This window comes from Neoaquamicrobium sediminum (assembly GCF_013240295.1).
Classification (GTDB): domain Bacteria; phylum Pseudomonadota; class Alphaproteobacteria; order Rhizobiales; family Rhizobiaceae; genus Aerobium; species Aerobium sediminum.
On the sequence record NZ_JABETK010000003.1, the window covers coordinates 60,442 to 77,489 of the forward strand.

At 63.1% G+C, this 17,048-nt stretch carries 13 protein-coding genes and 4 pseudogenes; 8 read left to right on the forward strand and 9 right to left on the reverse strand.

Going from position 1 to position 17,048, the window contains the following annotated elements:
* Nucleotides 1-56 precede the first annotated feature (56 nt).
* The 4 genes and pseudogenes from relB to HK436_RS23010 all read left to right on the forward strand — a co-directional run bounded on the left by relB (nt 57) and on the right by HK436_RS23010 (nt 3,882).
* Complete coding sequence (gene relB, locus HK436_RS22995; RefSeq protein ID WP_173193855.1) at nt 57-374, forward strand: type II toxin-antitoxin system RelB family anti-toxin; 318 nt, start codon at nt 57-59, stop codon at nt 372-374.
* Nucleotides 358-1,620: a type II toxin-antitoxin system HipA family toxin gene (locus tag HK436_RS23000; protein ID WP_173193857.1), complete on the forward strand. Its 1,263-nt coding sequence runs from the start codon at nt 358-360 to the stop codon at nt 1,618-1,620. Before relB ends, HK436_RS23000 begins: the two co-directional genes overlap by 17 nt.
* A gap of 157 nt (nt 1,621-1,777) precedes the next feature.
* Nucleotides 1,778-2,668, forward strand: coding sequence for a tyrosine-type recombinase/integrase (locus HK436_RS23005; RefSeq protein WP_173193859.1), 891 nt, complete (start codon nt 1,778-1,780; stop codon nt 2,666-2,668).
* Nucleotides 2,669-2,689: 21 nt separating this feature from the next.
* Nucleotides 2,690-3,882 (forward strand): annotated as a pseudogene (locus HK436_RS23010) (IS91 family transposase).
* Between the two features lie 370 nt (nt 3,883-4,252).
* On the opposite strand, the gene HK436_RS23015 reads toward HK436_RS23010, so the two are convergent.
* Entirely contained in the window at nt 4,253-4,417 is a 165-nt protein-coding gene (locus HK436_RS23015) for a hypothetical protein (RefSeq protein ID WP_173193861.1), read from the reverse strand.
* 58 nt (nt 4,418-4,475) lie between these two features.
* Between HK436_RS23015 and HK436_RS23020 the strand changes: the two are divergent.
* The 4 genes and pseudogenes from HK436_RS23020 to HK436_RS23035 all read left to right on the forward strand — a co-directional run bounded on the left by HK436_RS23020 (nt 4,476) and on the right by HK436_RS23035 (nt 7,631).
* Nucleotides 4,476-5,674 (forward strand): annotated as a pseudogene (locus HK436_RS23020) (IS256 family transposase).
* Nucleotides 5,675-5,707: 33 nt separating this feature from the next.
* Nucleotides 5,708-6,066 (forward strand): annotated as a pseudogene (locus HK436_RS23025) (DUF736 domain-containing protein).
* Nucleotides 6,067-6,580: 514 nt separating this feature from the next.
* Nucleotides 6,581-7,213 carry a hypothetical protein gene (locus HK436_RS23030; protein WP_244649351.1) on the forward strand — a complete coding sequence of 211 codons (633 nt, stop codon included), beginning with the start codon at nt 6,581-6,583 and terminating at the stop codon, nt 7,211-7,213.
* A 205-nt stretch (nt 7,214-7,418) separates the two neighbouring features.
* The gene (locus tag HK436_RS23035) at nt 7,419-7,631 is read left to right on the forward strand and encodes a hypothetical protein (protein WP_173193863.1); all 213 of its coding nucleotides are present in this window, start codon (nt 7,419-7,421) and stop codon (nt 7,629-7,631) included.
* Nucleotides 7,632-8,018: 387 nt separating this feature from the next.
* On the opposite strand, the gene HK436_RS23040 is transcribed toward HK436_RS23035, so the two are convergent.
* From HK436_RS23040 to HK436_RS23075, 8 genes and pseudogenes are all read right to left on the reverse strand, one after another.
* Nucleotides 8,019-9,590, reverse strand: coding sequence for a Fic family protein (locus tag HK436_RS23040; protein WP_244649352.1), 1,572 nt, complete (start codon nt 9,588-9,590; stop codon nt 8,019-8,021).
* A 425-nt stretch (nt 9,591-10,015) separates the two neighbouring features.
* On the reverse strand, nt 10,016-11,038 hold the full coding sequence (locus tag HK436_RS23045) for a formate dehydrogenase subunit gamma (RefSeq protein ID WP_173193865.1): 1,023 nt from the start codon (nt 11,036-11,038) through the stop codon (nt 10,016-10,018).
* Nucleotides 11,039-11,111: 73 nt separating this feature from the next.
* Nucleotides 11,112-11,708 carry a formate dehydrogenase FDH3 subunit beta gene (fdh3B, locus tag HK436_RS23050; RefSeq protein ID WP_173193867.1) on the reverse strand — a complete coding sequence of 199 codons (597 nt, stop codon included), beginning with the start codon at nt 11,706-11,708 and terminating at the stop codon, nt 11,112-11,114.
* 16 nt (nt 11,709-11,724) lie between these two features.
* Nucleotides 11,725-14,645 (reverse strand): annotated as a pseudogene (locus HK436_RS23055) (formate dehydrogenase subunit alpha).
* Nucleotides 14,646-14,652: 7 nt separating this feature from the next.
* Nucleotides 14,653-14,862, reverse strand: coding sequence for a twin-arginine translocation signal domain-containing protein (locus HK436_RS23060; RefSeq protein WP_173193869.1), 210 nt, complete (start codon nt 14,860-14,862; stop codon nt 14,653-14,655).
* Nucleotides 14,863-14,907: 45 nt separating this feature from the next.
* Nucleotides 14,908-15,711, reverse strand: a complete 804-nt coding sequence (locus tag HK436_RS23065) for a molecular chaperone TorD family protein (RefSeq protein ID WP_173193871.1) — start codon at nt 15,709-15,711, stop codon at nt 14,908-14,910.
* Nucleotides 15,712-15,802: 91 nt separating this feature from the next.
* Nucleotides 15,803-16,537 carry a DUF3306 domain-containing protein gene (locus tag HK436_RS23070; protein ID WP_173193873.1) on the reverse strand — a complete coding sequence of 245 codons (735 nt, stop codon included), beginning with the start codon at nt 16,535-16,537 and terminating at the stop codon, nt 15,803-15,805.
* Nucleotides 16,534-17,046 (reverse strand): DUF3305 domain-containing protein, encoded by a 513-nt coding sequence (locus tag HK436_RS23075; RefSeq protein WP_173193875.1) that lies wholly within the window; start codon nt 17,044-17,046, stop codon nt 16,534-16,536. Before HK436_RS23075 ends, HK436_RS23070 begins: the two co-directional genes overlap by 4 nt.
* Nucleotides 17,047-17,048: the final 2 nt, after the last annotated feature.

A 17,048-nucleotide genomic window follows, 5' to 3' on the forward strand; every position in this document is an offset into this window, starting at 1 on the left:
CATAACGATACCTTTGCGTACCATTCGTATTTGCAATGTAATGTATAGGTATCTCTATGCCTTCAGAATCGGCGGCACTGCTCGAAATCGGTCGCCTGCTCAAGCAGGCGCGACTTGCCGCGTCGTTGACGCAGGAACAGATAGCCGACATGGCCGGCATATCGCGGCCCCGCTATCGCGACATCGAAACTGGGACAGCCGCAGCCCGAGCGACCACTCTGATAAACATTGCCCGCGCTTTGGGCTTGGAGATGATGCTGATCCCGCAGTCCATGGTTCCGGCAGTTAACTCTTTGCTGCGACCGCACGACGATGACGATCTCCCCGCCTTTGTTACCCAGGCCGACGAGGACGATCATGATCGAGATGCTTAGGGCACCCAAGACCATCTCGTCCCTCGACGTGCTGTTGAAGGATTTGAAGGTCGGAACGATCGTTAGGACGCCGGGCGATTTCAACGCCTTCAACTTCGAAGCAGCCTACCGCGCGACCGGCGGGTTTCCAGTGCTCAGCCTTTCCTTCAGGGCAGCAGCCGGAGGATTGAGAAAGGATCCGAAGCCTATCGCTGGTGCGTTGCCCGCGTTCTTCGCGAACCTTCTTCCCGAAGAAAAACTGCGCGAGGCGATGGAAAAGCATCACGCCGGCAATGTGCGTCCAGGAAACGATTTTGACTTGCTGGCCACTTTGGGTGCGGATCTTCCAGGTGCCGTAAGAGTCCTGCCAAGCGATGGCACCCCGTCAATTGTCGAGGATGCCGCAAAAAACAAGCCAAAAGCCCGCTTCTCGCTTGCGGGCGTACAGATGAAGCTCTCGGTGATGAAACACACTGGCAGGGGCGGCGGCTTGACGTTGCCGATGGGGGACGAGCAGGGCGAATACATCGCCAAATTCCCTTCGACGGCCTTCCCCGGCGTTTCGGAAAACGAGTTCGCCAATTTGGCGCTGGCTGCCGCAATCGGCATGGACGTGCCAAAGCGCGAACTTGTGGAGAAGTCGGAATTCGAGGGAATTCCTAAAGAATTCGACACGCTGTCGGACGGCAAGGTTTTGCTCATCAAGCGCTTTGACCGCGGCGGTGGCGAGCGCATCCATATCGAGGATTTTGCGCAGGTTTTCGGCGTCTACCCCGCTCGCAAGTACGAAGGGGTCGCATATCACGACATTGCCGCCGCTCTGAACGCGGCAATTTCTCCGATGGCTGCTCTCAAATTCGTAAGCCGCCTGGCACTGAGCGTCATTACCGGCAATGGTGACATGCACCTCAAAAACTGGTCGCTTATCTTTCCCGGCGATGGCGACAAGCCGGACCTTGCGCCAGTCTATGACGTCCTATCGACCGTGCCCTATATCCCTGCCGACGCGATGGCCCTCTCTCTCGGCGGCGAGCGATCTTTCAAGGCCCTCGCTGCACCGAGATGGAAAGCATTCGCCAACCGTGCTCGGCTGCCCGAGCCGGCGGTGTTAAAGACCGTGATGGAGACCGTCGAGCGCGTCAACGAGCACTGGTGGGGATTGCCGGAACGGACCGTGATACCGGAGAAGGTGCTCGAGCGGATCGATGACCATGTGAGAACGATGACGCCAATACTGATGACGTGCGCCGGACAAGAAACGCGTTAGCCAGCCCCAGACAGCAGCTTTGGGGCCGGAGACCGAACCCGCTCGCGCGGGAGGGCGCCTGGGGTTGAGGTAGAGGGCACAGGCCGGAGGTCGGGCCTCCATTGAGCGTCGCGGCAGCGGCAGAGCATGACGGGCTTCTTCAACAAGGAGCCTGACGATGACTTTCCCTGATCTCGACGCACCCGTGAGCCCGCTGCGCCAGCGGCTGATCGACGACATGAACATGCGGCGCTTCTCACGCGAGACGCAGCGCAACTACCTCCGCGACATCGGACGCCTGGCGGCATTCCTCGGGCGTTCACCTGACACGGCGACCGCCGACGACCTGCGCCGGTTCCAGATCGAGCAGCAGGAGGACGGCGTCCCGGTGCCGACGATGAACAGCATCGTGTCGGCGCTGCGCTTCCTCTTCATCCACACGCTTGACCGCCCGGACCTCGCGCGCAGGCTCGTCCGGCTGGCGCATCGGCGCAACCTGCCCGTGGTGTTGAGCCGCGACGAGGTGGCCCGGCTGCTCACCGCCACGACTTGTCTCAAGCACCAGGCCGCGCTCTCTGTCGCCTATGGTGCGGGCCTGCGGGTCGCCGAGGTGTCGATGCTGAAGGTCGCCGACGTCGACAGCGAGCGCATGCTGCTGCGCGTTGAGCGCGGCAAGGGCGGGCGCTATCGCAATGCCATGCTCTCCGAGGATCTGCTGACGCTGCTGCGTGAGTGGTGGAAGGTCGGTCGGCAGCAGGGCGTGATGCACCGCGACGGTTGGCTGTTCCCGGGACAGCACGCGATGAAGCCGATCAGCACGCGGCATCTCTATCGCATCGTCGTCGAGGCGGCACAGGCCGCCGACATCGCCAAGCGGGTCGGGCCGCACACGCTGCGCCACAGCTTCGCAACGCACCTTCTGGAGGACGGCATCGACATCCGGATCATCCAGGTCCTGCTGGGGCACGCCAAGCTGAACACCACCGCCTTCTACGCCAAGGTCGCGACACGGACGGTGCGCACGGTCACCAGTCCGCTCGACAAGCTCGGGCTGTTTAGACCGACGTAGATCTCGCCCGACGGCTGAACCGTGCGCGCCTCGATTGAGGTCGCCGACATCTTCCGTGCTGCCGGGCCTGCATACCGGGCCGCTCATGCCGGGCACCTGAGCCTCGTTCAGCTCAAGGTCATGTCGGCGATCGAGAACTGCCGCACCGCAGCGCTTGGCGGTCATGTTGAGGCCTGCGAGGATTGCGGCCAGTGGCGGATCGCCTACAACTCCTGCCGCAACCGGCACTGCCCGAAGTGCCATGGCGCGGCGGCGCGCACATGGCTTGCCGAGCGCGAGGCCGACCTGCTGCCGGTCGGCTACTTCCACGTCGTGTTCACCCTGCCAGCCGAGGTCGCCGACATCGCGCTCCAGAACAAGGCGCTCGTCTACGACCTGCTGTTCAAGGTGGCGTCGGAGACGATGCTGACGATCGCCGCCGATCCAAAACATCTCGGCGCGCGCATCGGCATCACCGCCGTGCTGCATACTTGGGGTTCGGCGATGACCCACCATCCGCACGTGCACATGATCGTGCCAGGCGGTGGCATCACACCGGACGGGAAGCGCTGGATCTCCTCGCGGCCGGCCTTCCTGCTTCCGGTGCGCGTGCTTGGCAAGCTGTTCCGACGGCTCTTCCTCACCAGGTTGCTCGTGCTGCACGAGGCCGGGCGACTTGCCTTCTTCGGCACCTTGGCGCACCTCATCGAGCGACGCGCATTCCTGCGCCACCTTGCTCCCGTCCGGACGAAGCGCTGGGTGGTCTACGCCAAGGCGCCCTTCGACGGACCGGAGGCGGTGCTCGCCTACCTCTCGCGCTATACTCACCGGGTCGCGATATCGAACAGCCGCCTGATAGCGTTCAACGAGAGTGGCGTCACCTTCCGCTACAAGGATTACCGCCGCGACGGCACCGATCGCCAGCAGGTCATGACGCTTGGTCCCGACGAGTTCATTCGCCACTTCCTGCTCCATGTCCTGCCGCGCGGCTTCCACCGCATCCGACACGACGGCCTGCTCGCCGGCTCCGCCCGCAAGGCCAGCCTCGCGCTCGCCCGCGAACTCCTGGACGTAGCTGCGCCACCGGACCCCGATGATCCCGAAGAACGGGAGGACTTCCGCCCGCCGTGCCCGTGCTGCGGCGGACGCATGATCATCTCGAGGTGTGCGAACGCTGGAGACAGCCTCGCGGACCGCCCGATACGACCGCGACGAACCGGGAGACCGACCCATGACCCGACATGGCTTGGTCCACGCATCAGCCGCAGGCACCCCGCCGCCGGCAACGGACCCCCGCGCGTCTATCGTCAAAATCGCCGCCGACAGCGTCGCAACAATCCTCGTGCGGGATCGGCTGGACTGCGCGGAGGCACAACGAAGCCGCTCTCCCCATCCATCCCCACTCTTCCCAAACGCGGTCGCGCGATCGCCAACATCGGCCGCAAATCGAAATCCCCATAGCAGTCGACCGTGCCCCGCGGGTTCCTTCCTCGGGGACTTTCGTACGCCTGCCGGCGCCCGAAACTCTTCACGTGAGCGGACCTTCCGGTTCTAGCGCAGAAACGGAGCAAGCCGACATACGGCACTCGATCCCTTCCCAGACGTTCACCAGTTTGCCGTTCGCCAGCGCTGAAGTGCGGCATAACGCAGGGCTTGGTTGGCGTTGTGTTGATATTTGGTGGTGGATGATATGGGTGCGTTTCCTGACATCGAGGTGTCAGCAGGGGTGACGTCGCAGGACGTGGTGTAGCTGGATAGCGCGGTGGTCATCGGCGCTTTCCGGTAGGGTCTGGCCGTCGAAGCCAACTCCTGATTGGGAGGGACACCGATGACTGACGACATGATGAACCTGCGCGCGCTCGTGGAGACGACCCCGGACGCCGATCTGCTTCGCGAGATGATTGGCTTTGCTGCCGAGAAGCTGATGGAAATGGAGGTAGGTGCCGCGACCGTGCAAATTATGGCGATAAGAACCCACTGCGGCTGACCCAGCGCAACGGCTATCGCGACCGGGACTGGGAGACGCGGGCCGGCACCGTCGAGTTGCGCATCCCGAAGCTGAGGAAGGGATCCTACTTCCCAGGCTTCCTGGAGCCGCGCCGCATGGTCGAGAAGGCGCTGACGGCGGTGATCCAGGAAGCCTATGTCCAGGGCATCTCGACGCGCTCGGTCGACGACCTGGTCAAGGCCATGGGCATGAGCGGTATCTCGAAGAGCCAGGTCAGCCGGCTGTGCGAGGAGATCGACGGTAAGGTGAAGGCCTTCCTTGAACGACCGATCGAAGGCGATTGGCCATACCTGTGGATCGATGCAACCTACCTGAAGGTGCGCCGTGGCGGCCGCATCGTGTCCGTCGCCGTCATCATCGCCGTCGGCGTCAACACCGACGGCCGGCGCGAGGTGCTGGGCATGGAGATCGGCACGTCCGAGGCCGAGCCGATCTGGACCGAGTTCCTGCGCAAGCTGACGCGCCGCGGCCTGCGCGGCGTGAAGCTGGTCGTTTCCGACGCCCATGAGGGCCTGAAGGCTGCCGTCACCAAGGTGCTCTCGGCGACCTGGCAGCGCTGCCGCGTCCACTTCATGCGCAACGTGCTGGCGCATGCCGGCAAGAGCGGCCGTCGCGTCGTCTCGGCCTTCATCGCCACTGCCTTCGCACAGGAAACGCCGGAAGCGGCCAGCGCCCAGTGGCGGGCCGTCGCCGACCAGATCCGCCCGAAGGTGCCGAAGCTCGCCGCCATCCTCGACGACGCCAAGCCCGACGTGCTCGCCTACATGACCTTCCCGAAGGAGCATCGCGCCAAGCTGCACTCGACGAACCCGATCGAACGGCTCAACGGCGAGATCAAGCGGCGCACAGATGTCGTCAGAATCTTCCCCAACGACGATGCCATCGTCCGCCTCGACGGCGCACTCCTGCTCGAACAGAACGACGAGTGGGCCGTCCAGCGCGCCCGATACATGACACTGGAAAGCGTCGGCCAGTTGAGCGATGATCCGCTCATCAGCCTGCCCGCAGTGGCGCGCTGATCAGCCCGGCCGAGCCGGAGAGCGCGGCCACCAATGCCGCCAGCTACACCAATCCGCGGGACACCACCGATTGGAAAATTGGAGCGCACGTCAACCGGCTTTGCCGGCCGACTGAGCACTGCAATGCGGGATCTTGAGCTCGTGATTGTCGTGGCAGACCCTGTTGAAACCGAGAACGCGCCGGACTTTCGTGTTCATCGTGGCAAGGCAGATGGCCCCGAGATCGGTTGGCTTAGAAGCGCCAGGGCGAGAAGGCGGGCGAGTATCTGTCACTCTCGATCGATGACCCGACCTTCCCGTCTCCCTTGCGCACAAACCTGTTCAGGTACGGGAAAAGCTCAACATGGCATCTGCAATGGAACCGTCCACAGCAACGGCCGGATCAGACATGATTGAGATGACTATTCAGTTTCTTGTTCGAGACGGGATTGCTGCCTAGAGATCGCTGTCCCAGACAGCCATCCTCGCGGTCCTGTTGCACGCCGTGGTGCCGGCCGGCATTGCGTTCTCGCACGACAGGGATGTGTTAAGCTGGGCGCCCTATGCGCGTCATATTGAGAAAGCCTCGGGGCGCTGCGGAATGCTGATCGTAAGCGGTTGCGGCCCAGTTGGGACGAGTGCAGGATACCGGGGCCGGTGGCCGCGGCACGGATCGGATGCCAAACGACGAAGTAGCCCCACAGTGTTCCCGTTTCCGATTCAGATGACCGGGTTTCCGATAGCAAGCCAGAAAGTAGCGCGCCGCTAAGGCCCCGCCGTTAAGCTCCGGAACACCGCCACGCGGCCGATCCGTGGCTCAGCTTGGCGTTTTCATGGACGTTTGACTGCCATCTCGCTGCGCTCACGCCGCTGCCATCGAACATAAGCTCGGAACCGGCTCTCACGTTCCAACTTGCAAGTCGGGCGATGATCCTGCACCTTACGGCAAAGAGGGCGGCCGGCTTCTTAACAACAGGGAAGGAGCTAACGATGAAAAGTATCATCCTCGCTGGTATGTTCGTGCTCTCGGCCTCGGCTTCATGGGCACAGACCACCACGTCGCCGCAGCCTGCTGCTCCCGCAGCTGAAGCGCAGACCGATGAGGTCGCCCCGCAGCAAGGCGGCCCGGCCAATCTCTGTCAGGAACTCGTCGCCTTCATGAAGGCACCCCCGCCCGAGCCAGCCGCGCCGGCCGGCGCGGCAAAATCGGCAGAGCCGCCAGCTCAACAGTCAGCGTCGGCCGGGCAGACCGCACCAAGCGGGAAAAGCGCTGCCACGCAGGGCACGACCGACGCTGATCAGGCGAAGGCAGACGAAGAAACCGGCTCGGCGCAGGAGATCACCGGACAGGATGGCGTAGCGACCGATGCTCCGAAGCCCGGCAAGGACAATGCCGCCGCGAGCGGCTCGGTCGAATGCGCCGCAGAAGGAAAGCAGGGCTGCGCCCGTGCCGCCTGCCGATGTGACCAGCACACCGAAGGAGGCGGTGCTGACAGTGGAGGCAGCCGAACAACTCGCCTCCGCCAACGACATCGCGCAATGCCACAAAACAGCTCGTGAAATGAGGGTTGCCGGCGTCGCCATGCCGCCGCCGCTGATGGCTTTGGCAGCGCTCGACCTTCAGTATCAGCAGAGGTCGGGCCCGGCGACCGGGCCATCGCGGGCCGCCGATCCAGATGAGGACGAATAGGCGCGGCTTGCGACGACAGAATTATTCGGGGGCGGGCCATCGGCGGCTTGGCTCGGAAGGCAGGAGTAGGCGGGAATGGGCATGATCTTGACGGGAATCGTCCTTGCGGTCGCAATCGCGCTTGGCGCCGGAGTTTTTTTTCTGAACGCACCGCAGCAACAGCCAGCGTGGCAGGCCTATAGCACCGAAAGCGTGAGAGTGGGTGACCCGGGCCACAACCTCGTCGGGCCGAACTGGTCCGGCGAACCTGATCCCAGCGCGGTCGGGCGCGACGAAATATCTTCCTGAAAGCATGCCCCGAACGCGGGAACCGGTTCCGGGACCCGGACATGCGTAAAGCGGGACATCTGAGAGATCGAGACGTGCTTTGAAGCCCGGCCCGATGCGATCAGGCCGCGGGTGCCGAAGCCGCCAGCGCCAGAAAGAAAAAGCCCGGACCGACCGCCAGCCCTTAACCGAAATGTGGACGACCCATCACCAACTACGGGTCGTCCTTTTTCTTAGACTCTGCATGAAGATTGCAACCTTGAAGTTCGTCTGCCAACCGTCGGGAATTACAGTTCCGGAGGATCGCGTTCCACGTGTGGGGTTGAGCGCCTGACGCGAGCGCTACCTGTCGCTGGACATATCAGCCACGCTACACCCGTGGCGACCCACCCCCGCTCACCGTCGTGATTACGGCTTACGGCTCCAAGCCGTTTCGCTTGGCCGTGGAGGAGGTGGTGCTTTCACCAGTTCCCCGATGAAGGTCGCTAGCGGGCGAATGTTCTCGTGCTGGCTGGCCTCCTCGAGAGCGGCCATGTAACGGTCGCGCTGATCGAGCGGTACAACCGTCCATGGGAGTCCTGCCTCTGCAAGAAGCGTGTTCATGAGGAAGCGCCCGCATCGTCCATTCCCGTCGGGAAACGGGTGGATGTAGGTGAAAAGGAACGGCGCGACGACTGCTTTCACTCTGGGATCGGGCTCGTCGCCGATGCATTCGAAAAGCGCCTCCATGGCATCCATGATCGCATGAGGAGGCAGCGGGACGTGAGATGACCCTCGAAGATAGACGTTGTGATCGCGATAGCCCGCAAGTCTGTGCGCAGCGATGATGCCCGCCTGGACCGATGGCTGGAACATCGCGCGAAACCAGTCCTGATGCCTGTCGGAAAGCAGTTCGCCCGATGGAGCGCCTTCGAGGATCTTCTGGATATCGGCCTTCACCTCCTCGAACGCCAGGCGATAGCCCTTCGCGGCCATGGCATTTCGCGCGTCTGCGTCGCCCGCATGCTCTTCCGGGTTCCAGGAGCCTGACCTTACCCGCTCGATGAGTTCTTCCGATACTTGGTAGCCCTCGATCGAAAGCGAATTTAGGGCGTCGGCCACATACCTTTCCTCGATCTCGTCCATGTAGCCATCGATGTCGTTGATAAGCGTTGCCTCGACGTCGATGGCGGCGACGGCATCGGGGGCCATGCGGGCCCACATGTTCCGTATCCGTGTCGCGGCCGGGGCTGCTGCCTTGCGGGTATCCAGCAACGCGTGAGCACGGTCATCCAAGGGGTTCTCCTCTAGGACGTTGTATCCCGCCGCTGCCATCGATGAAAGCACCTCGTCGGCGTCGCGGCCGCGGCCGAGGTGCCGAAGAGCGCCCGCGATGCGCCCCGCGACCGTGCTCATACCATTCGGAAGCAGGATGCGGAGCAGATCCGCAGACCCCCTCACTGAACCGATTACGGCGATGAGGTCGGTGGGCGCTGTGGTCCAGCTGACCTTCGCGCTGTTGATGACGGCTGCCTCCTTGGTCATTACGCGCTGACCGCCATGTTCGACTGCATCGCCCACGGCAGCCACGCGCAACAGGTAGAGCGAGGTGTTTCCCGGCAATTCCACTAACTGATTGTTTGCCGCTGGGCTCCTGACGATGATCTGCTTCGCGATCGACCAATTCTCTGCCCAGAGAGCCACCGAACTTTCAGCCGACAGGCACCAGTCCTGGCCAAACCGATCACTCAGGTACTCGCGGATAAATTCCCAGTATACGGTGCTCCAGGCTGCGTCGACGCGCCGCCTGTCCGAAGGACGCGAGTTGACGGCAAGCCAGCCACGCATGATCTCTTCGACGAAGCCGGTCTTCGTCAACCGTTCCCTATGGACCCGGCTCAACGCATCGCTCCGGATCACCGACCTCGTCCCCTTCTCGGTGATCCCGCGCAACTCGTTGAGGGAGGTGGCGAGAAGTTCGTTCGGTGTCATGCCTGGCATTATGGCTCCTGAGGACATTGTAATCGGGATTGTTTACACTAATTTCATGCATTCCTCTAACACTAATTTGCTGATTTTGAAGGACACTAATCTAATGTGGCGGAGTTACACTAATTAGATGGTGTAGCCCGCCAGGCATCACCAGGAGGGAGCCCCGTTTGCGGAGCTCCGTCCCCGTCAGTCCTTCGATTGCCGAAGGCTGCCCGGCGTTCTGGCACAGCAGGTTCTTGCAGAGGTGGAAGTCGACCCCGCCTAAGGGGCGGGCAGCCGAAGCTATTCGTCCGTTTCAGATTTCGCTGGCAGGATGAAACCCCACAAGCCTTTGAGACTTATGTGGTTTCGGAGGAACTTCAACTAGAAGTCCACATTTCAGTTAAGGGCTGGGGACCGACCGGTCCGGGCTTTTTGATCGGGGGAAGATCGGTCTATTCTGCCGGCTCGGTGGCATTGTGCGGCGGCACCCTTCCGTCGGCCTTGGCCTGCTGCTTCTCGACCCAGGCGCTATGATGCTCCTTGGCCCAGTTCAAATCTACCGTGCCGGAACCCATCGCATCGTAGGCGCCCTCCATGCCGAGCGTGCCGATATAGATGTGCGCGATGATGACCGCGACCATGATGACGCCGACGGCCGCGTGGACATACTGGGCCATCTGCATGCCGTTGACGTCGGTAAAAACGAACGGGAACAGCAGGAAGATGCCAGAAACCGACAACGATATTCCGCCGAGCACGACAGCCCAGAAGATGAGCTTCTGTCCCGTGTTGAAGCGCGCTGCCGGCGGATGCGTCCTGTTCGATCGATCGAACATCCCGCCGGCTTTCTTGAGCCAGTTCGCGTCGTAGCGGTCGGGGAGATTGTCCCAGACCCACAGGACCAGCATGACGAGCACGCCGAGCATGAACGCCCAGGCGACGAAATCATGCGCGTATTTCGCCCATACCGTCCATGTCGAGAATGCCTCTGGTCCGATAAGCGGCATCAGCAAGCGCTTGCCGAAGACGAAGTTCAGACCCGTGATGGCCAGGACGATGAAGGCTACAGCGGTCGTCCAATGCGCCAGGCGCTCCAACGCGTTGAACCGGAGGATTCTGACGCCAGATTCACCCGCCTGCGTGCGGATCCGGCCCCTGATGAAGTAGAATAGGAAAAGCACGAGCAGCATGCCACCGATGGCGATGCCGCCGATCCACGGCAGCGCGCGCTCATGGAAGCCTTGATAGTCGCGGCCCTGCGGCTGCTGCAAGGTCGCGGCCTTCCGGTCCGGTATGCTGACGCGGCCCTGGACCTTGTTAAGCTCATCGAGAAGCTGCCGTTCGCTCACCGCCTGGGCGGTGGGGTTGCTTCCCGAGCCTTCCTGCGCGCCCGCAGGAACGACAACCAGGCCGATGGCCAGAATGAACGCTGCGACAGCCGGCGGAATCAATCGACCAAGGCTCCAGATCCGCATGTGCTTCATCCTCCTGAGCGTGTTTGCCGCGGGAACCCGTCCAGCGCCCGCTGCTAGGTTGCTAGATCCTGACCTAGACTTCGACCGTCTCGCGATAGGCCGTCTGCCAGCCCCATGCTCCGGAGCCGTACCCGCGCTGCGTGACACGCTCCTTGTAGATGGCCGCGATGATCTCGCCGTCGCCGGCGAGCAGCGACTTGGTCGAGCACATCTCCGCGCAGAGCGGCAGCTTGCCTTCGGCCAGGCGATTGGCGCCGTATTTCGCATATTCGGCCTCGGTCGAATCCGCCTCTGGACCGGCCGCACAGAACGTACATTTGTCCATCTTGCCGCGCGAGCCGAAATTGGCGACACGCGGATATTGCGGCGCGCCGAACGGGCAGGCGTAGAAGCAGTAGCCGCAGCCGATGCACAGATCCTTCGAATGCAGCACTACCGCGTCCGCTGTCGTGTAGAAGCAATCGACAGGGCATACCGCCGCACATGGCGCGTCGGTGCAGTGCATGCAGGCCATGGAGACCGAGCGCTCGCCCGGCTTGCCGTCGTTGATGGTGACGACACGGCGCCGGTTGATGCCCCAGGGCACATCGTGCTCGTTCTTGCAGGCGGTGACGCAGGCGTTGCACTCGATGCAGCGGTCGGCGTCACAAAGGAACTTCATCCTGGCCATTGTTCGTTCCTCTCTGTTAAGCCGCCGCGATCTGGCAAAGCGTGACCTTCGGTTCCTGCATGCCCGTCACTGGGTCGTAGCCGTAGGTGGTGATGCTGTTGGCGCTTTCACCCAGCACATAGGGATCGGTTCCCTCCGGATAGTTGGCCCGCAGATCCTCGCCTTGGAACCAGCCGCCGAAATGGAAGGGCATGAAGGCGACACCCCTGCCGACACGCTCGGTCACCAGCGCCTTCACCCTGGCCTTCGATCGTTCTCCGCTCCGTTGACCCAGACCCACGCGCCGTCGCTGATGCCGCGCTCGCTCGCGTCGGCCGGGTTGATCTCGACGAACATGTCTTGCTGAAGCTCGGCCAGCCACCGGTTCGACCGGGTTTCCTCGCCGCCGCCTTCATATTCGACCAGACGACCGGTCGTCAGGATGATCGGGAACGAATTGGCGATGCCGTTGTCCACCGCTGCCTTCTGCACGCTGAAGCCGATGTTCGGCAGGCGGAATTGCCGGGCATCCGGATAGGTTGGATATTTCGCGACCAGGTCCACCCTGGGCGTATAAATCGGCTCGCGATGGATCGGCACCGGGTCGGGCAGGTTCCAGGCGAGGGCTCGGGCCTTTCCGTTCCCGTATGGATGACAGCCATGGCTGAGCACGACGCGCTGGATGCCGCCCGACAGGTCCGTCGACCACGACACAGCTCCGATGTCGCCCATGTCGTCGCCGATCGTCTGGATGACGGTGAGCTCTTCAGGGGTCAGATCTTGGTCCCAGCCGAGCTTCTGCAGCACGGCCATAGTGAATTCCGGATAGCCGTCGGTGAGTTCGGAACCTTCCGTATAGGAGCCTTCGGCAAGAAGCGTTTCGCCGTTCCGTTCGACGCCGAAGCGCGCGCGAAACGGGCTGCCGCCGTCCATGACATGCAGGCCGGTGCTGTAGAGATTGGAGGTTCCGGGATGGCGAACCTCGGGCTTGCCCCAGCACGGCCAGGGCAAGCCGTAATAGTCGCCGCCGACCTCCGGATCATCCTTCGGCGCGCGCAGGGTGACCAGATCGAACTTGTGCTGATTCTTCATGTGCGCCTTGAGCCGCTCCGGCGACTGGCCGCAATAGCCGGTCGACCAACTGCCGCGGTTCATCTCGCGCAGCACGTCCTCCGGCACCGGCCGGTCACCTTCGACCGCGATATTCTTGAACATCCAGTCAGCGAGGCCGAGTTTCTGCGAAAGCAGGTAGAGGACCTGATAGTCGTCCTTCTGCTCGAAGCTCGGCGGCACGATCTGCTCGCCCCACTGGAGGGCACGATTGGAGGCAACGCGCGACCCTGAGGTCTCGAACTGCGTGCAGACCGGCAGCAGATAGGTGTCTTCCTGACGGCCCGCCTGCACCGCGAGCGAAGCCCAGGTCGTCGGATGGGGATCGGCCACAACGAGCAGTTCAAGACCCGCAAGCCCCTTCACCGATTCCGGTATGCGGGCGATACTGTTGCTGGCATGGCCCTGCACGAACATCGCGCGCATGACGTCGGGCTGCTCGACCTCTTCCTTCGGCAGCGCAACCGAATCGAACCATCGCGTCAGCGGAACGCCGGGCGTCTCCATCAGCTCCTTGGAGGCGAACTGTCCGACCAGATCGTCGTAGGGGATCTCCCAGACGCGCGACCAGTGCTTCCAGGCGCCTTCCGTCAGCCCGTAGTAGAAGGGCAGCGTGACCACATCGAGCCCGATATCCGTCGCGCCCTGCACGTTGTCGTGACCGCGGAAAATGTTCGCGCCGGTGCCCGGCTTTCCGATATTGCCGGTTGCCAGGCACAGGATGCAGCTTGCCCGCGTGTTGGCGGTTCCGACCGTGTGGTGCGTCTGGCCCATGCACCAGATGATCGTGGCCGGCTTCTGTGTCGCGAACATCTCGGCGATGCGCTTCAGTTGATCGCCAGGGACGCCGGTGATCGTCTCCACCTCGTCGGGGGTGTATTTCGCGACTTCCTTGCGGACCTCATCCATCCCGTAGACGCGCTGGGCGATGAATTCCTTATCCTCCCAGCCGTTCTCGAAGATGTGCCAGAGCATGCCCCAGATCAGCGCGATGTCGGTTCCGGATCTGAACCGGGCATACTCCGTGGCGTGCGCGGCCGTGCGGGTGAACCGGGGGTCCATGACGATCAGGTTGCCGTTATTCAGCTCCTTGCCTTCGAGCAGGTGCTGCATGGCGACCGGATGCGCCTCGGCCGGGTTTCCGCCCAGAACGAGCATCGTCTTAGAGTTTCGGATGTCGTTGTACGAGTTGGTCATCGCGCCGTAGCCCCAGGTATTGGCTACGCCGGCGACCGTCGTCGAATGGCAGATACGCGCCTGATGATCCTGATTGTTCGTTCCCCACAGGGCAGCGAGCTTGCGGAAGAGATACGTGCCTTCGTTGGAGAACTTCGCCGATCCCATCCAGTAGACGGATTCCGGGCCGGACTTCTCGCGAATCTCGAGAAGCTTGTCGCCGATGCCGTTGATCGCCTCGTCCCACGAGACGCGCTCCCACTGCCCTGCGACCAGTTTCATGGGATATTTCAGGCGGCGGTCGCTGTGCACGAGCTCGCGCACGCTGGCGCCCTTGGCGCAGTGAGAGCCGCGGTTGAACGGGCTGTCCCAAGAGGGCTCCTGGCCGGTCCAGACGCCGTTCTGGACCTCGGCCGTCACGGTGCATCCGACCGAGCAATGGGTGCAGATGCTCTTTTTCAGTTCGATCGGCACACCCGGCTGCGGCGGGCTGATCGCGGCGGCCTTCCTGACCGTTCCGAGCTGGAACGAGCCGAGTGCGGCGACCCCGCCGACCGCGAGGCCGGATCGGCGAAGGAATGTCCGCCGGTCCACGGGAGCCGACGCCGTGCCTCCAATGAGCGACTGCAGTTTCGTGCGGCTTGCCTGTCCGCCTTTGCGTTTCGTCAGCATGGCGCCCTCACTTTCCCTTCGGATAGCCGTTCACGCGGTAGAAGGTCTTGACGTGATCGGTCTCCTGATAACGGGCCCGCGTCTCCTCTTCGCCGGGATCGTAGGCGTGCGCCTCGGTAGGAACGAACGCAGCGGTCGCGACGGCGGCGGTGGAGGCGCCGCCGAAGGCTCGAAGGAAGTTGCGCCGGCTCAGTGCCGATTGCCGCTCGTCCTGCATCTTCCTTCCTCCTCTTTTTGCGGGCTCCCGGCCCTAGGCATGCGTCTATGCGCTTCGCCGCGTCTCCATGGCGAAGGCCTCTGTCTCGATGTCGATGAAGAGCCGCCCGACCGTGCCGATCGAGCGATAGAAACTGGCGCTTTTCGCGTTTTCCAGATCGGTGAAGAAGCGCCCGGCCCAAGGTAAGACGTGGCGCTCGAAGAAATCCTGCTGGCCGCCATCCGGGGCGATGAAGTGATTGCCGGCAAATCCGCTCATGATCTCGCAAAGGGTGCCGAGATGATCTTCCGGGTCAAAATGGCCTTCCGCCCGCTCGATGCCAAGGCGGATCATGTCCCCGCGCAGGCGGGCGAGCGGGCGTTCGTTGAGGAAACCGGTGAGATAGTAGGACGCGTAAGGAAGAAGTTCTCCACGTCCGACGCCGATGAAAAGCTCATAATATTCCCGTCTGACGCTATTTGCCGACGCGGTTCCCGCCGCTCTTCCGAGTGCCGCATGCGCCTGGCCAAGCGGTATCTCGGCGTCGCCTGTCACGTCGGAAAGCCGGGTCAACATGGCGGCATCGGGCGGCGCAAGCAGCAGCGCGGCAAGCAATGCGTATTCGTCCGACCGCGCGCGGTCGATATCATCGACACCTGCGGCGTGCTCGTCGGGCGCGGGATAGAGATCGGGGCGCAGTACGGTCCGGGAAAGGCCGGTAAGAGCCTCGACGGAGAGAACCCGTTCGGCCGGAATGCGATACCATAGCGAAACCGTGGGTTGAGCGACACCAAGACCGCGCGCCAGGACGGAAACTCCGCCCATCGCCCTGATCGCCTCCTCCAACCCTGCTTCCCTATGCATATTCATGCCCTCGGTACTGCACGTTTATAGTATTTCCCGATGGGCATAATGCAATCCCTGTTCAGGGAAAGAATTCGTGACCTTCAAGTGCGCCGGCTCAGCGCGGCATCGCGCCGCCGTGGCGTGGCCGGAGGCCCGGTTCGGAGACCTGCTGACGCCCGGCCTCGTCGGTCGGGCGCGGAAGCTTTGCCGGCTCCGCATCATCTGAGGCGGTTTCCGTCGAGCCTGCAACGTCGAGGGGTAGGGCCGGTTCGAGTGGTTCCGGCACCTGAGAGGGTTCCGGCGTGCCGGCGTCGGCTACCGAATCCGGCGGAACGGTCGCCGGTTGTTCAGATCCGGCACCGGGCGGCTCGTCGGCGGCAGTCGATCCCGCATCCGGCTCCAAGGCGCGCACCGTTTTCGACAGGAAGTCGACGACGGTTTCTTTCGCATCGAGCGGGCCGAAGCCTGCCATCGAGCCGGGCTGGTTGAAATCCCAGGCATATTCCGACGGACCGACATAGTCGCGAATCCCTGGATCGAGCGACCACATCTTGCGCAGGGCCGCGCTCTTCAGCGCCAGCGGCACGTCCTTTTTCAGGAAGGCCGTAAGGTCGCTTTCGGCGGTCAGGTCCTCGAGGCGGGGAAGGGGCTCTGCAGGGTCAGCCGCTTCCGCCTCCGCCGCTTCCGGCTGCGCGGGATCGGGTTGCAGCAGCGGGGCGTCGGCATAGACATGCGCGGCAGCCTCGTCCCCTGCGTCTTTCGTTTCGGGTACCGGCTGCGCCTCGTCGGACAGCGCCGCCCGTTTGCGGCGCGACCAGCGGGCGAAGGGATTTTCGTTGCCGCCGCTCATTTCCCGTCGTCCCGATGTCCGGGACTCGGATCCCGTCTGGCCATCGCGTTGGGGTCCGCCCGATCACGCTTGCGCTTGATGAACGGGCGCTCGACGTGATGCGCCTCCACGAAGGCGGCAAGCTGCTGCCGTATTTCGACCGGCATCGGAAGGGCCTCAATGATGTCCGTACCGGTCTCCGTCAGCGCTTCGGCGTCGGCGGGATCGGCCGTCACAAGGTGCAGCACGACCCCTGGCGGCACATCGGTTTGACGCAGCACCACCCAGAGGCTGGGCCGCTGCGAACGCAGGTTCTCCCGATACATCGTCGTGTCCGTTCCGAAGAACTCCATCTCGATCGCGCCGGCATAATAACGGATCAGCCCCGCCGATTGTTCAAGCACTGTCCATGGCGCGGCGGCCGGCGCGCCGACGAGTAAGGCGACGGGCACCCAGGCGTGGTCAACCCAGGGGTTTTTCAGAGCCCGCCGCTCCACGATAACCCCGATTTCGACCTTTTCACGCACCATGC